The sequence below is a fragment of the Aeromonas sp. 2692-1 genome (assembly GCF_013085505.1).
Lineage (GTDB): Bacteria > Pseudomonadota > Gammaproteobacteria > Enterobacterales > Aeromonadaceae > Aeromonas > Aeromonas hydrophila.
This window is the reverse complement of record NZ_CP038513.1, coordinates 3,024,535-3,039,587: the sequence shown is the minus strand read 5'-3', so window position 1 is coordinate 3,039,587 and position 15,053 is coordinate 3,024,535. Positions and strand designations below refer to the sequence as shown.

13 protein-coding genes are annotated in these 15,053 nt (G+C 61.5%); 5 read left to right on the top strand and 8 right to left on the bottom strand.

Features of this window, described 5'->3' with window-relative positions; all coding sequences use genetic code 11:
* Nucleotides 1-35 precede the first annotated feature (35 nt).
* The 3 genes from E5E97_RS14455 to E5E97_RS14445 are packed head-to-tail and all read left to right on the top strand — an operon-like array spanning nt 36 to nt 2,768.
* Nucleotides 36-929, top strand: a complete 894-nt coding sequence (locus E5E97_RS14455) for an ABC transporter permease subunit (protein WP_171280465.1) — start codon at nt 36-38, stop codon at nt 927-929.
* A complete protein-coding gene (locus tag E5E97_RS14450) occupies nt 929-1,927 on the top strand; it encodes an oligopeptide/dipeptide ABC transporter ATP-binding protein (protein ID WP_005300065.1) in 999 nt (332 codons plus the stop codon). Before E5E97_RS14455 ends, E5E97_RS14450 begins: the two co-directional genes overlap by 1 nt.
* Before the next feature lie 55 nt (nt 1,928-1,982).
* The gene (locus tag E5E97_RS14445) at nt 1,983-2,768 is read left to right on the top strand and encodes an ATP-binding cassette domain-containing protein (RefSeq protein ID WP_011705748.1); all 786 of its coding nucleotides are present in this window, start codon (nt 1,983-1,985) and stop codon (nt 2,766-2,768) included.
* A 154-nt stretch (nt 2,769-2,922) separates the two neighbouring features.
* On the opposite strand, the gene E5E97_RS14440 is transcribed toward E5E97_RS14445, so the two are convergent.
* The 8 genes from E5E97_RS14440 to lrp all read right to left on the bottom strand — a co-directional run bounded on the left by E5E97_RS14440 (nt 2,923) and on the right by lrp (nt 13,109).
* The gene (locus tag E5E97_RS14440; protein WP_171280464.1) at nt 2,923-3,681 is read right to left on the bottom strand and encodes a tRNA-(ms[2]io[6]A)-hydroxylase; all 759 of its coding nucleotides are present in this window, start codon (nt 3,679-3,681) and stop codon (nt 2,923-2,925) included.
* A 184-nt stretch (nt 3,682-3,865) separates the two neighbouring features.
* A complete protein-coding gene (gene purF, locus E5E97_RS14435) occupies nt 3,866-5,386 on the bottom strand; it encodes an amidophosphoribosyltransferase (protein WP_011705746.1) in 1,521 nt (506 codons plus the stop codon).
* 21 nt (nt 5,387-5,407) lie between these two features.
* On the bottom strand, nt 5,408-5,896 hold the full coding sequence (locus E5E97_RS14430) for a CvpA family protein (protein ID WP_011705745.1): 489 nt from the start codon (nt 5,894-5,896) through the stop codon (nt 5,408-5,410).
* A 186-nt stretch (nt 5,897-6,082) separates the two neighbouring features.
* Nucleotides 6,083-7,378, bottom strand: coding sequence for a serine--tRNA ligase (gene serS, locus E5E97_RS14425; RefSeq protein WP_171280463.1), 1,296 nt, complete (start codon nt 7,376-7,378; stop codon nt 6,083-6,085).
* 339 nt (nt 7,379-7,717) lie between these two features.
* Complete coding sequence (locus E5E97_RS14420; RefSeq protein ID WP_171280462.1) at nt 7,718-9,055, bottom strand: replication-associated recombination protein A; 1,338 nt, start codon at nt 9,053-9,055, stop codon at nt 7,718-7,720.
* Nucleotides 9,056-9,207: 152 nt separating this feature from the next.
* The gene (gene lolA, locus E5E97_RS14415) at nt 9,208-9,816 is read right to left on the bottom strand and encodes an outer membrane lipoprotein chaperone LolA (RefSeq protein ID WP_011705742.1); all 609 of its coding nucleotides are present in this window, start codon (nt 9,814-9,816) and stop codon (nt 9,208-9,210) included.
* A 77-nt stretch (nt 9,817-9,893) separates the two neighbouring features.
* Complete coding sequence (locus E5E97_RS14410) at nt 9,894-12,416, bottom strand: DNA translocase FtsK (RefSeq protein WP_043163187.1); 2,523 nt, start codon at nt 12,414-12,416, stop codon at nt 9,894-9,896.
* A gap of 201 nt (nt 12,417-12,617) precedes the next feature.
* Complete coding sequence (gene lrp, locus E5E97_RS14405) at nt 12,618-13,109, bottom strand: leucine-responsive transcriptional regulator Lrp (protein ID WP_005300047.1); 492 nt, start codon at nt 13,107-13,109, stop codon at nt 12,618-12,620.
* 149 nt (nt 13,110-13,258) lie between these two features.
* Here lrp and E5E97_RS14400 point away from each other — a divergent pair, with 149 nt between their 5' ends.
* Nucleotides 13,259-13,489, top strand: a complete 231-nt coding sequence (locus E5E97_RS14400; protein WP_118881398.1) for an alanine dehydrogenase — start codon at nt 13,259-13,261, stop codon at nt 13,487-13,489.
* Between the two features lie 612 nt (nt 13,490-14,101).
* Nucleotides 14,102-15,052: a thioredoxin-disulfide reductase gene (gene trxB / locus E5E97_RS14395; protein ID WP_017409663.1), complete on the top strand. Its 951-nt coding sequence runs from the start codon at nt 14,102-14,104 to the stop codon at nt 15,050-15,052.
* The last annotated feature ends 1 nt before the right edge of the window (nt 15,053 follow it).

Genomic DNA, 15,053 nt, shown 5'->3' with positions numbered 1-15,053 from the left:
ACGTGCTCATGGCATGACCCGGAGCCAGGAATCCTATGCAAGACAAGACTAGCCTCTACCCCGAGCTCAAGATCCTCTCGCCGCTGGAGCAGACCTGGGCCTCCTATCGCCGCAATCCGCTGGCGATGGCAGGGCTCTGGTGCTTCGTGATCCTGCTGCTCATCACCCTGTTCGGCCCGCTGGTGGTGCCCTACGGCATCGACGAGCAGCACAGCACCCGCCTGCTGCTGGCCCCCTCCTGGGCCAACAGCGGCAACATCGATTACTTCCTCGGTACCGACGATCTGGGGCGCGACATCCTCTCCCGGCTGGTGGTGGGCGCCAGGTTCACCTTTGGCAACGCCCTGCTGGTGGTGGTAATCGCCATGGTGGCGGGTACCGCCATCGGCATCCTCGGCGGCATGAGCAAGGGGCTCAAGTCGAGCGTGCTGCACCACCTGCTCGATACCCTGCTCTCCATCCCCTCCCTGCTGCTGGCCATCATCATGGTGGCCATCCTGGGGCCGGGTCTGTTCAACACCCTGATCGCCATTACCCTGGCGCTGATCCCTCCCTTCATCCGGGCCACCTACAACGCGGTCCACACCGAGATGCAGAAGGAGTACATCATCGCCAGCCGGCTCGACGGCTCGCCCCCCTTGCGCATCATGCGGCTGGCCATTTTGCCGAACATCGTCGAGACTCTGGTGGCCCAGACCACCCGCACCCTGTCGGCAGCCATCCTCGACATCTCGGCGGTGGGTTTTCTCGGCCTCGGCGCCCAGTCACCGCAACCGGAATGGGGCGCCATGCTGGCCGACTCGAGCGATCTCATCTATCTCGCCCCCTGGACCGTGACCCTGCCGGGCATGGCCATCCTGTTCAGCGTGCTGGTGACCAACCTGGTTGGCGAAGGCATTCGCGAAGCACTCAAAGAGGGGAATGACTGATGCCTCTGCTCGACATACGCAACCTCACCATCGAGATCGACACCCCGCAGGGCAAGGTCAAGGCGGTAGACAAGGTGAGCCTGACCCTGGCCGAGGGGGAGATCCGCGGCCTGGTGGGCGAATCCGGCTCCGGCAAGAGCCTGGTGGCCAAGGTGATCGTCGGCATCCAGAAGGACAACTGGACGGTGCGCGCCGACCGGATGCGCTTCAACGACATGGATTTGCTGACCATGGCGCCCCGCGAGCGGCGCCGCATCATGGGCCGCGAGATCGCCATGATCTTCCAGGACCCCATCAGCTGTCTCGACCCCTCCGAGGAGATCGGCACCCAGCTGGAAGAGGCGATCCCGACCGACTCGTTCGAAGGGCAGTTCTGGCAGCGCTTCCAGTGGCGCAAGAAGAAAGCCATAGCCTTGCTGCACCGGGTCGGCGTCAAGGATCACCGCAAGGTGATGCGGGCCTACCCTCACGAGCTGTCGGACGGCATGTGCCAGAAGGTGATGATCGCCATGGCGATTGCCAACCAGCCGCGCCTGCTGGTGGCGGACGAGCCCACCAGCGCCATGGAGTCCACCACCCATTCGCAGATCCTGCGGCTGCTGGACAAGATGAACAAGCTGGGCAACACCACCATCCTCATCATCAGCAACGACATCGCCGCCATCGCCAACCTGACCGACACCATCAACGTGATGTATTGCGGCCAGATGGTGGAGGTGGGCACCCGGGAGCAGATCCTGGAGACACCGCACCACCCCTATACCGATGCGCTGCTCAAGTCGATCCCCGACTTTGACAAGCTGGTGCGCCACAAGTCGCGCCTGGAGACCCTGCCCGGCGTCATTCCGCCGCTGCAGCACCTGCCCATCGGTTGCCGGCTCGGCCCCCGCTGCCCCTACGCCCAGAAGCAGTGCGTGCAGACCCCGCTGATGAGCAAGATCAAGGGTCACCAGTTCAGCTGCCACTTCCCGTTGAACATGGAAGAGCCCAAAAAGTGAATTCAATCCCGTATCAGAGCGTGGCAGCATGCCCTCTCACCAAGGAGCCAGGACAGTGATCGAACCCTCCCTGTTGCAGGTCAGGGGCCTGTGCAAGACCTATCAGAACCGCACCGGCCTGTTTCGACGCCGGGCGGTGGAAGCCATCAAGCCGCTCTCCTTTGATCTCGAGGTGGGCCAGACCCTGGCCATCGTCGGCGAGGCCGGCTCCGGCAAGAGCACCCTGGCCCGCATTCTGGCCGGCATGATAGAGCCGAGCGGGGGCGAGATCGCCATCGAGGGGCAGCCGATGATCCACGGCGACTATCAGACCCGCTGCAAGCTGCTGCGGATGATCTTCCAGGACCCCAACTCCTCTCTCAACCGCAAGATCCGGGTCGGCCAGATCCTGGAGACGCCGCTGCGCCTCAACACCGAGATGACCGAGGAGGAGCGCCGCGACAAGGTGGTGCAGACCCTGCGCATGGTGGGCATGCTGGCGGACCACGCCCTCTTCTATCCGCAGATGCTCTCCGCCGGTCAACAGCAGCGGGTGGCGCTGGCCCGGGCGCTGATCCTCAACCCCAAGATCGTGGTGGCCGACGAGGCGCTCTCAACCCTGGATATCTCGGTGCGCTCCCAGATCATCAACCTGCTGCTGGAGATGCAGGAGACCATGGGTCTGAGCTATGTGCTGGTGGCCAACGATCTGGGGGTGGTGAGCCACATCAGCGACGAGGTGCTGGTGATGCACGAAGGGCGGGTGGTGGAGCGCGGCAAGACCCTCAAGGTGTTCGCCGATCCCCAGCACGAGGTGACCCGGCGCCTCATCCAGAACTACAACAACGAATACCGCCGCTGATCCGCGCCCGGCGGCTCACCGCCGGCCCTTGCCCGCCGCTTTCGCGCCTTAAAAAGAGACAAAAAAATCCCGGCTCAGGGGCCGGGAATTGCGCTCAAAAATGAATGCGTCGCTCGTAGTAGGAACGCTGCAATGGTAGGCAGCGCCCTGCCCGTCAACAACTGTCAGATCTGACAGGAAGACCGCTATGGAACCGGAACTGCGGATCCGGCGAGCGGATCAGCTCCGCCTCCACCTGGCCGAAGAAGGCCACCCGTTCACTGATGTCCTCCCCCGCATATTGCTCGGCCAGCGCCAGATAGTCCTGGTAGTGGCGTGCCTCGGAGCGCAGCAAGGAGACGTAGAAACGGCCCAGCTCCTCGTCCAGATGGGGCGCCAGCTTGGCAAACCGCTCGCAGGAGCGCGCCTCGATATAGGCGCCGATGATCAGTTTGTCGACGATGGTGGCGGGCTCGTGGGTGCGTACATGCTGCATCAGGTTGCGGGCATAGCGGGAGGCGGTCACCGGGCCATAGGGAATGTCGCGGGCCTGCATGATCTCCAGCACCTGCTCGAAGTGATGCAGCTCCTCCTGAATCAGCCGCACCATGGGAAACAGCAGCGGATTGCGGGACAGCTCCTCGAACACGGTGCGATCAGACTCCCCCATGCTGCGCTTGCCCAGGATCTCGGCCTTCTCCGGAATCGCATCCAGCTCCCGATAGAACTCCAGCTTGGGCAACAGATGGCGCTTGCCCTTGGGCAGGCAGTAGCGGCGCACCAGGCTGTGGGCAGTGAGCGCGGCCTTGTTCTCGCAGTTGGCGTGATCGATGAGCAGGGTCGGCAACCTGGCGGGATCCCGCGCCATCTCGATCCACGCATCCGGGGTCTCGCAGTGCAAAAACTGGCGCACGGGGGCTAGCAGGTCATCCATCTGAATTCTCGTCTGTTCGGGTTGATACGGCGGCGGCCCATGCTAGCGGATCCCGTCGCCACTGCCCATAGCTGCGGGTACAAACGCTGCTTTTTCAAGCAGATGCCGCACCCTTTTGGCAAGCGGAAACAACAATGGGGGCCAGGGCCCCCATCTCGTTGCAACACCCCAGCGTGGAAAACGTTTAACTGCCTTCGTTAAAAATTTCCAGGTTGCTGGTGCCTTCCTGCCACTCGCGCACCGCCTTGTTGTCATCGCTGCGCATGGCGTTGAGGTGGTCGAGGTAGGATTGATCCACGTCGGAGGTGACGTAGTGACCGTTGAACACCGAGGTTTCGAAGTGGCGCAGCTCGGGGTTGATCTCCCGCACCGCCGCTTCCAGATCTTCCAGATCCTGGAAGATGAGGCCGTCGGCGCCAATCAGCTTGCACACCTCTTCCACTTCCCGGCCGTGGGCGATCAGCTCGTTGGCGGTGGGCATGTCGATGCCATAGACGTTGGGGAAGCGAATTTCCGGCGCCGCCGAGGCGAAGTAGACCTTGGCGGCCCCCGCTTCACGGGCCATCTGGATGATCTGCTCGGAAGTGGTGCCGCGCACTATGCTGTCGTCCACCAGCAACACCTTCTTGCCCTTGAACTCGGAGCTGATGGCATTGAGCTTGCGGCGCACCGACTTCTTGCGTTGGGTCTGGCCCGGCATGATGAAGGTACGGCCGATGTAGCGGTTCTTCACGAAGCCCTGACGATACGGCAAGTCCAGGGTGTGGGCGATTTCCAGAGCCACGTCGCAGGAGGTCTCGGGGATGGGGATGACCACGTCCACGTCGAGATCTTCCCACTCGCGGGCAATCTTCTGGCCCAGCTTGCGACCCATGTTGAGGCGGGCGGCATAGACCGACACCTTGTCGATGCACGAATCGGGGCGAGCGAAGTAGACGTATTCGAAGATGCAGGAGCTCATCTGCGGGTTCTCCGCACACTGCTCGGAGAAAAGCTGGCCCTGCTCGGTGATGTAGATGGCCTCCCCCGGCGCGACGTCGCGCACCGTCTCGAAACCGATGGCGTCAAGCGCCACGCTCTCGGAGGCGAGCATGTACTCCACCTGCCCCTGCTCGTCGACCCGGCGGCCCAGGATCAGCGGGCGAATGCCGTTGGGGTCGCGAAAACCGATGAGACCGTGGCCGATCACCAGGGAAACCACGGCATAGGCACCGCGGATCTGCTGGTGCACCTTGCGCACCGCCGAGAAGATGTCTTCCGGGCGCAGCGCCATCTTGTCGCAGAGATCCAGCTCGTGCGCCAGCACGTTCAGCAGCACCTCGGAGTCCGAGGTGGTGTTGATGTGGCGACGGGCCACCTTGAACTGCTGCTCCTTGAGCTCCTTGGCGTTGGTGAGGTTGCCGTTGTGGGCCAGCACCATGCCGTAGGGGGAGTTCACGTAAAAAGGTTGGGCTTCAGCGGCACTGGAGCTGCCTGCGGTGGGATATCTGACATGTCCTATGCCGATATGCCCTTTCAAGCGCTGCATGTGACGCACTTCAAACACGTCCTTCACCAGGCCGTTGGCCTTGCGTTGCCGGAAGTTTCCACTGTCAATGGTCACGATCCCGGCGGCATCCTGTCCCCTGTGCTGCAACACCGTCAAGGCGTCGTAGAGGGCCTGATTGACGGGGGTGGTGCCAACTATACCGACAATACCACACATGTCTTTGCTACCTCGAAGTCACTATACCTGTTTAAGAAAACTCGATGAGTTCAGCATGAACCCGAAAAACCACTGGATGACCGGCTTGAACTCGGGCACCAGCTTGGACGCCGTCCACCAGTCGCTCTGGGAGAGGTTGGTGAAGGTATCCATGAAAAAAAGCAGGGCACTGACGATCAGTACCCCGCGAATAGCGCCAAAACAGATGCCAAGCACCCGATCGGTGCCGGACAGCCCCGTCTTGTCCACCAGCAGCCCCACCACGTAGTTCACCACGCTGCCGAGGATCAGGGTCGCCACGAACAGGGCTGCGATGGCTAGGCCGTTGCGCACCAGCGGGTCGCTGAACGAGGTAAAGTAGATGGCGAGATCCGAATAGAAATGGCTGGCGATGAAGAAGGCGACGAACCAGGTGACAAGGGACATGGCCTCCTTGACGAAGCCGCGCACCAGGCTGATGAGAGCAGAGAAACCGACGATGCCGATGATGGCGTAATCAATCCAGACCATAGAAAAAGATGTCCTGCGAAATTGCGGCGCAGTCTAACAAAAACGATTGCGCAATGCTTGATAAAAATGTGTTAACGGTTCAAACAGGCGGCGAACCAGCGCATTCACGGCCCATTAAAACGGTTGACCGACGCCAGAATGCACAACGCCATGGCATGCCATGGCGTTGTCGTCTGCAATGAGCGCTTACCCGATGTGGGTCAGGCCGCCCATGTAGGATTGCAGCGCCGCCGGGATGGCGATGCGGCCGTCTTCCTGCTGGTAGTTCTCGATCACCGCCACCAGGGTGCGACCCACTGCCAGGCCGGAGCCATTCAGGGTGTGCAGCAGCTGCGGCTTGCCATCGATGCGCACGCGAGCCTGCATGCGGCGCGCCTGGAAGTCGGTGCAGTTGGAGACGGAGGAGATCTCGCGGTAGGTGTTCTGGGCCGGCAGCCACACTTCCAGATCGTAGGTCTTGGCGGCGCAGAAGCCCATGTCACCAGTGGAGAGTGCCATCACGCGATACGGCAGCTCCAGCAGCTGCAGCACCTTCTCGGCGTGACCCGCCATCTCTTCCAGCGCTTCCCAGGATTTCTCCGGGTGCACCAGCTGTACCATCTCGACCTTGTCGAACTGGTGCATGCGGATGAGGCCACGGGTATCACGACCGTAGGAGCCGGCTTCGGAACGGAAGCAGGGGCTGTGGGCGGTCATCTTGATGGGCAGTTCCTGCTCGTCGAAGATCTCGTCGCGGGCCATGTTGGTGAGCGGCACTTCGGAGGTCGGGATCAGGGAGAACTTGCGTACCTTGCCCTCCTCTTCCCCTTCGCCATCGATGCCGGTATTGAACAGATCCTGGGAGAACTTCGGCAGCTGGCCGGTACCGTACAGGCTGTCCGGGTTGACCAGATAGGGCACGTAGCACTCGGTGTAACCGTGCTGCAGGGTGTGCAGGTCCAGCATGAACTGGGCCAGGGCGCGGTGCAGACGGGCAATCTGGCCCTTCATCACCACGAAGCGGGAGCCGGAGAGCTTGACGCCGTTCTTGAAGTCAACGCCCTTGGCCGCTTCACCCAGATCGATGTGATCGCGTACCGGGAAGCTAAACTCGCGCGGGGTGCCCCAGCGGCGCACTTCCACGTTGTCGTTTTCGTCACGACCGACCGGGGTGGTGTCGCTCGGCAGGTTGGGGATGGCGTCTGCGATGACCTTCAGCTCGGCCAGCAGGGCATCCAGCTCGACCTTGCTGGTCTCGAGCTCTTCGTTGATCTTGGTGGCCTCGGCCTTGAGCGGGGCAACATCTTCGCCGCGACGGGCAGCCTCACCGATGGATTTGGAGCGGGCGTTGCGCTCGGCCTGCAGCTCCTGGGTACGGGACTGCAGATCCTTGCGTTTCTCTTCCAGAGCATTGACAGCCGCTACGTCCAGAACGTAGCCACGTGTCGCCAGACGAGCGGCAGCTTCGGCGATATCGCTGCGCAGATATTTGGGATCCAGCATGGTTTACCTACTTTTTTAAAATGGGATCTGGGCCTGAGTCATCATGACGGGCTGGAAAACAGATCCGGAAGTTAACATCGGTTGGCGCACCCCTGTCGTCTTTCAGAATCGGGCCTATGGTGAGCAGGCCTTCGAAATCAAGAAGATGGCACCAGGCCAAGACAAGCGGGGTCAGAGGGCCAGTGTATCAGACCGCCCCCCGCCCGAACAGGGACTATTGCGCCCGTTTTGCCCTGTTTTCCGGGGGATGACGACCTGGATCAAATCGGCTGACCAATTAACGCGCAACCCGGCAAGACAGACCCGGGAGAGGCTCGCTACCAGCCGCCAGCCACACCACTATTTGTCCCGTTGCCGCGGGCTCTGCCGATCCAGTTGATGCAGATAGTCGAGCTTCTGGGCTATCTGCTTCTCCAGCCCGCGATCGGTGGGCTGATAGTACTGCTTGCCAGCCAGCTCGGGCGGGAAGTACTGCTCGCCGGCGGCATAGGCACCGGGCTCGTCGTGGGCATAACGGTACTCGGCGCCATAGCCCAGCTCGCTCATCAGCTTGGTCGGTGCGTTGCGCAGGTGGGGCGGCACCTCGAAGTCCGGCAGGTTTTTGGCGTCGTGAAGCGCCGCCTTCCAGGCGGTGTAGACCGCGTTGCTCTTGGGCGCACAGGCGAGGTAGACGATCGCCTGGGCGATGGCCCGCTCCCCTTCCGCCGGCCCGATGCGGTGGAAGCAGTCCCAGGCCGAGAGCGCCACCTGCATGGCTCGCGGGTCGGCATTGCCCACGTCCTCGGAGGCAATCGCCAGCAACCGGCGGGCAATATAGAGCGGATCGCAACCGGCACTCACCATGCGGGCATACCAGTAGAGCGCCGCATCCGGCGCCGAGCCGCGAATGGATTTGTGCATCGCCGAGATGAGGTCGTAGAAGTGATCGCCCCCCTTGTCGAAGCGCGCCACGTGCTCCCCCACCACGGCGGCCAGCAGGGTGCTGTCGATCAGCTTGTGGCCGCTGCCGTCAGACTCGGCCATGTCGGCCAGCAGCTCCAGGTAGTTGAGGGACTTGCGCCCATCCCCATCCACCGCCTTGGCCAGCGCTTCCTTCACCCCGGGGGCGAAGGTCAGCGCCGGATCATTGAGCCCGCGAGCGTCCTGCATTGCCTGATCGATCAGGGTGAGGATATCCTCCTCCTCCAGTCGCTTGAGCAGATAGACCCGGGCCCGGGAGAGCAGCGCGTTGTTGAGTTCGAACGAGGGATTTTCGGTGGTGGCGCCGATGAAGGTGATGGTGCCGTCTTCGATGTGAGGCAGGAACACATCCTGCTGGCTCTTGTTGAAACGGTGCACCTCGTCCACGAACAAGATGGTACGCACCCCGCGCCAGCTGTTCTCCTTGGCCTTGTCGATGGCGGCACGGATCTCCTTGATGCCGGAGGTGACCGCCGAGAGCCGCTCGACCTCGGCCTGGCAGTAGTGGGCCATCAGTTCGGCCAGCGTGGTCTTGCCGGTGCCGGGAGGCCCCCACAGGATCATGGAGTGGCAATGGCCGGCCAGGATCGCTTTGCGCAGGGGCTTGTCAGGCCCCAGGATATGTTGCTGACCTATGTACTGCTCGAGGGTTTGCGGCCGCATCCGGGCCGCCAGCGGACGAAAGTCCGACGAAAAATCCAGCGACAAGTTGCTCATCTGTATTGACCGTTCAGTATCACGCATACCGCCATGGAAAAACGGGCCGACCAGACATCCAACAAGAGGTTACTCATCGGTATTGACCCCCAGCGCCATGCCCGTCGCCATTGGCAGACGGGCCGACCAGAAATCCAGCGACCGTCTGCTCATCAGCGCTGATCGTCCAGCGCGACCCCCTTGGGGATTTTGAAGACAAATTCGTTGCCCTTGAGCACCGGCTTGCGGTTGAAGTTGCTCAGGGTGAACTCGCTCCACTGGCCCTGGGCCTCTTTCACGTCGAAGCGGCTGATGTTGTTCTGCCTGTCGAAGGTGATGCGGAAGGAGGCGATCAGCTCGTCCTGGTTGCGACTGGTGACGGTGTAGACATCCCCTTCCTGGGTGACGTCATAGTTCTTCCAGAGGCTGTTGTCGTTGCCGGCGATCAGCACGAAGGGGGTGTTGAGCACCGCATCCTTCATCTTGAGGGCGGTCACCTGCTCGACGAAGGGATCATAGACCCAGACATCCTTGCCATCGGCCACGATCAGGCTCTCGTCCGGCGAGGTGGTGTGCCAGTTGAAGCGATTGGGGCGCTGCACCAGCAGATCGCCACCGGCGCGCTGCAGCTCCTTGCCCTTGCTGTCATAGACGGTCTGGGCAAACTTGGCGGAGAAGAGGCTCACTCCCGCCAGCTTCTGCTTGAGATCGCTGGCCGCGTCGGCCCACACCTGGCTGCTGGCAACCAGCAGCACAGTGCCCATCAACAGTTGTTTTTTCATCATGCTTTTCATAACGGCTATCTCGATAAAAGGCCACGCCCGCAGGGGGCATGGCCAGGATGATAGAGGGGTGAGGCTTAGTCCCGTACCGGTGGCGGGGCCAGCACGTCGCGCTGACCATTGCCGCCCGGGGCGCTGACGATACCCTGGTTTTCCATCTGCTCGATGAGACGGGCCGCCCGGTTGTAACCAATCTTGAACTTGCGCTGCACGCTGGAGGTCGAGCCGCGGCGCGACTCCACCACGAAGGCCACCGCCTCGTCGAACAGGGGGTCGAGCTCTTCGTCGTCACCACCGCCATATTCGCCGCTGCCGCCCTCGCCGCCGGATTCACCGGAGAGGATCTCCTCGATGTAGTTCGGCTCGCCGCGCAGTTTCCAGTCCGCCACCACCTTGTGCACCTCGTGGTCATCCACAAAGGCGCCGTGCACCCGGGTCGGGTTGGAGGTACCGGCCGGCATGTAGAGCATGTCGCCCATGCCGAGCAGGGATTCGGCGCCGCCCTGATCGATGATGGTACGGGAGTCGATCTTGCTCGACACCTGGAACGAGATACGGGTCGGGATGTTGGCCTTGATGAGACCGGTAATGACATCCACCGACGGCCGCTGGGTCGCGAGGATCAGGTGGATACCGGCCGCCCGCGCCTTCTGGGCTATACGGGCGATCAGCTCCTCCACCTTCTTGCCGACGATCATCATCATGTCGGCAAACTCGTCCACCACCACGACTATATGCGGCAGTTTTTCCAGCTCAGGCGGCATCTGGTCCATGGAGTCGCCCGGACGCCACAGCGGATCCAGCAGGGGTTCCCCCTCCTCGATGGCCGCCAGCACCTTGTCGTTGTAGCCCTTGAGGTTGCGCACCCCGACCGCCGACATCAGCTTGTAGCGACGCTCCATCTCGCCCACGCACCAGCGCAGGGCGTTGGCGGCGTCCTTCATGTCGGTCACCACCTCGGTCAGCAGATGGGGGATCCCCTCGTAGACCGACAGCTCCAGCATCTTGGGGTCGATCATGATGAAGCGCAGATCGTCCGGCGTCGACTTGTAGAGCATGGAGATGATCATGGTGTTCACCCCCACCGACTTACCGGAGCCGGTGGTACCGGCCACCAGCAGGTGGGGCATCTTGGCGAGGTTCACCACCACGGGTTCGCCGGCAATGTCCTGACCCAGCCCCATGGTGAGCGGGTTGCGGCTGCCCGAGAACGCCTCGCAGTCGAGGGTCTCGCGCAGGTAGACGGTCTGACGCACCCTGTTGGGCAGCTCGATCCCGACGAACGTCTTGCCCGGGATCACTTCCACCACCCGCACGCTGCTGGCCGACAGAGAGCGGGCCAGATCGCGGGAGAGGTTGGTGATCTTGCTCGCCTTCATGCCAGGCGCCAGATCCAGCTCGAAACGGGTGATGACGGGGCCTGGATAGACACCCACCACCTTGGCCTGCACGTTGTAGTCGGCCAGTTTCGCCTCCACCAGTCGGCCCATGCGCTCCAGCTCGTCCTTGCTCATCATCTGGGTCTTGGCGGGCGGACGGTCCAGCAGCTCGATGCTGGGCAAGGGTGGCAGCCCAGGTTGCAGGCGGCGCTTGGGCTTGCCGGGCGTGGGAGCCGCCGGTGCTGGCGCCTCCTCATCTCCTTCCGCCCAGGGCAGATCCAGATCATCGTCCTCGTCATCGGCCGTGACCAGGGCTGGCTGACGACGAGCGCCGTTGGTGGCTGCTCGCTTGGCCTTGGCCACGGGGGCCGGCTCGTCATCTTCATCGTCAAACTGCGGATCGAACTGGAAGGTATCCTCATCAAGCTCGGGCAGCCACTCATCGGACTTGGCCTTCTGGCTCTTGGTTGCGGCTTTTTCCTTGGGACGACGGGTCCAGCTGGAGTGCGGTTCATCTTCCTCGTCATCGAGTTCGATGGCCCCCACGCCACCTTCCAGCAAGGGATCCGGCCCCTCAACGCGCGGCTGGCGCCAGCCACCGGTCAGCCAGCGGCCAAGGGTGGTGGGAAAATGGTAAACGGCGCTGACCGAACCGGTGCAGGCGGCCCCGATCCGCTCGACGATGGTCAGCCAGGACCAGCCGGTGAACAGGGTGATGCCGGTGGCCACGAAGCAGAGCAGCATCAGGTTGGCACCGACCCCGCCAAACAGCGGCACCACGGCGGAGGAGATCACGTCCCCCACCAGGCCGCCGGCGGAAAAATTCTGCAGATCATTGAAGTTCATGCTGGCAATGGCGGACATGCCGAGCACGGTCAGCACGAAGCCGACGATGCGCACCGACAGGGTGAGGTAATCCACATCAAGCAGCCGGCTTGGACGCCAGAACAGGCTCCAGCCCAGCAGGACGACCAGGGGGGGAACCAGATAGGAAAACGCCCCGAAGGTAAACATGGTGATGTCGGCGAGCCAGGCCCCCGCGCTGCCGGCGAGGTTTTTCACCTCCCCTTGCCAGGAGGTCTGGGACCAACCGGGATCGGCGGGGTGGTAGGACAACAGGGCAAGCAAGAGATAGGCAGCCATCAGGGTGATGGCGATCAAGACGGCTTCGAAGATCCGTTGTGTACCTGATAAAGGAGTAAACAGCTTTTTATCGGCCAAACTCCGGCTCCTTTCTGAAAACATGTAATGCAGGGGGATAAGGGGGCCTAGTATCCCTGAAAAGCCCACCGGTTGTCAGCCCGTGCCTGGCGTGGCGGCCATATTCACAACCGACTCGATAAGAAGAAACGAGCGGACCGGCCGCTCGTTTCTGAATGTCGTGACTTGTCGCAAGGCTGGCAAGCCACAGCATAACCCGACTCAACGGGTGCTGATCACCAGACGACTGCTCTGTTTGACCTCTTCCATCACCACATAGGTGCGAGTGTCGTTGACACCGGGCAGACGCAGCAGGGTTTCCCCCAGCAGACGGCGATAGGCCGACATGTCGCTGACTCGGGTCTTGAGCAGATAGTCGAAATCGCCGGAGACCAGATGGCACTCCTGGATCTCCTCGAGCACCTGAACAGCCTTGTTGAACTGTTCAAACACATCGGGGGCACCGCGATTGAGGGTAATTTCCACGAATACCAGCAGAGACGCGTCCAGATAATGAGGGTTCAGAATGGCGGCATACCCTTCGATATACCCTTGTCGCTCGAGGCGACGAACCCGTTCCAGACACGGTGTAGGACTCAGGCCAACTCGTTTGGACAACTCAACGTTCGAAATTCTGCCATCCTTTTGCAGCTCATTCAGAATGTTGCGGTCAATCCTGTCCAAATCCTTTAGCCGACTCTTAGCTTCCATCATTTATTCCATCCTTTGGCTATTTTTTGGTAAGAATCACCAGTCATTTTATAATTATGGTCACAAATCCTGTCAATACCTGAATATGCAAGGCGCAAATGTTGCCAAACTAGCTTGCAACATAAACCACCAATCGATAGTCGAGGGATAGCATGATTATCGGTGTACCTAAAGAAATAAAAAACCATGAATACCGCGTAGGCATGGCTGTGGCCAGTGTACGTGAACTGACAGCACGAAACCATACTGTTTTCGCCCAAAGCGGCGCAGGAAGCGGCATTGATTCAGGTGGTGCAGATTATCGCGCTGCCACTGTCGCTATTTTGTCCTGCATTGCAGCAATTTTCACCGTGGCCGGCGTATTCATCAGACTCAAAACATAACACCCCCCTCCCTGCGTCTTCGTCGCGACTGCCCGGCAATGATTTGGCATTCGCCCTGCAGGATAACGAGAGGCCGCCATCATGAATGTGCCCATAGGGAGAGCGGCCACCCCAGCGAGATCCCCCCGCATGTCAATGCGCGGCCTGATTAGCTGCCCCCCGCACTAATGAGGCAACCATGGCCTCAGGCGCTGTACTGCAAAGCACCGACAGAGGGGCCACTGCGCCAAAACTTGTCAATCGCGCCTAGATCGCCGCCACACCAGCGGACAGGATCAGCCGGGCTGGGCAGCAACCGCTGGCAAACGCTACTGCAAGCGCCCTTCCCCACCTTATCAATAGAAATGCGTGCCACGCCCGGGAAGCGCCAGCGGATACCAAGCGCCACCTCTCACATCACCATGGCGAGAGAGTCAGAGAGATCCATCTAACTCCTCATCAAGGCGCACCGAGCCCGGCAGAGGAGCCTTCCGCGACAGGGCATGTTTTCAGCCCTTTCTTACCTCGCTCCCACCCCGCCAGCCGATTGATGCAATCGACTCACTGGCCTTTGACCCCTTATCACGAATTACCTACAATCGCGCAAACTCATCACGTCTCGGAAATCACATCATGAGCCAAGTCACTCATAGCAAACTGCTGATCCTGGGGTCAGGCCCGGCGGGTTACACTGCCGCCGTCTATGCCGCCCGTGCCAACCTCAATCCGCTGCTCATCACCGGCATGCAGCAAGGCGGTCAGCTGACTACCACCACCGAAGTGGAGAACTGGCCCGGTGACCCCGAGGGGCTGACCGGTCCGGCCCTGATGGAGCGCATGAAAGAGCATGCGGAGAAGTTCGACACCCGCATCCTGTTCGATCACATCAATGAAGTGCAGCTGACCCAGCGTCCGTTCCGCCTCAAGGGCGACAACGGCGAATACACCTGTGATGCGCTGATCATCGCCACCGGTGCCTCCGCCAAGTATCTGGGCCTGCCTTCCGAAGAGGCCTTCAAGGGCCGCGGTGTCTCCGCCTGCGCCACCTGTGACGGCTTCTTCTATCGCAATCAGGAAGTGGCCGTGGTCGGCGGCGGCAACACCGCCGTGGAAGAGGCGCTCTATCTGGCCAACATCGCCAAGAAGGTGCACCTCATTCACCGTCGCGACGAGTTCCGCGCCGAGAAGATCCTGATCAAGCGTCTGCACGACAAGGTGGCCAGCGGCAATATCGTGCTACACACCCACCAGACTCTGGACGAAGTGCTGGGCGACGACATGGGGGTGACCGGCGTGCGTCTGCGCAACACCCAGAACGACACCACCACCGACCTGCCACTGATGGGCGTCTTCATCGCCATCGGTCACCAGCCCAATACCCAGATCTTCGCCGACCAGCTGGATATGCAGAACGGCTATCTGAAGGTGCGTGGCGGCCTCGACGGCTTCGCCACCCAGACCAGCATCGAAGGGGTATTTGCCGCCGGTGACGTGGCTGACCACACCTACCGCCAGGCCATCACCTCGGCCGGTACCGGCTGTATGGCCGCCCTCGATGCCGAGCGCTATCTGGACGCGCAATAAG

Excerpts from the sequence above, each read along its gene's own strand:
- E5E97_RS14455 (WP_171280465.1), top strand. The coding sequence starts at position 36 with ATGCAAGACAAGACTAGCCTCTACCCCGAGCTCAAGATCCTCTCGCCG.
- E5E97_RS14450 (WP_005300065.1), top strand. The coding sequence starts at position 929 with ATGCCTCTGCTCGACATACGCAACCTCACCATCGAGATCGACACCCCG.
- E5E97_RS14440 (WP_171280464.1), bottom strand. The coding sequence starts at position 3,681 with ATGGATGACCTGCTAGCCCCCGTGCGCCAGTTTTTGCACTGCGAGACC.
- purF (WP_011705746.1), bottom strand. The coding sequence starts at position 5,386 with ATGTGTGGTATTGTCGGTATAGTTGGCACCACCCCCGTCAATCAGGCC.
- E5E97_RS14430 (WP_011705745.1), bottom strand. The coding sequence starts at position 5,896 with ATGGTCTGGATTGATTACGCCATCATCGGCATCGTCGGTTTCTCTGCT.
- serS (WP_171280463.1), bottom strand. The coding sequence starts at position 7,378 with ATGCTGGATCCCAAATATCTGCGCAGCGATATCGCCGAAGCTGCCGCT.
- E5E97_RS14420 (WP_171280462.1), bottom strand. The coding sequence starts at position 9,055 with ATGAGCAACTTGTCGCTGGATTTTTCGTCGGACTTTCGTCCGCTGGCG.
- lolA (WP_011705742.1), bottom strand. The coding sequence starts at position 9,816 with ATGAAAAAACAACTGTTGATGGGCACTGTGCTGCTGGTTGCCAGCAGC.
- lrp (WP_005300047.1), bottom strand. The coding sequence starts at position 13,109 with ATGATGGAAGCTAAGAGTCGGCTAAAGGATTTGGACAGGATTGACCGC.
- E5E97_RS14400 (WP_118881398.1), top strand. The coding sequence starts at position 13,259 with ATGATTATCGGTGTACCTAAAGAAATAAAAAACCATGAATACCGCGTA.
- trxB (WP_017409663.1), top strand. The coding sequence starts at position 14,102 with ATGAGCCAAGTCACTCATAGCAAACTGCTGATCCTGGGGTCAGGCCCG.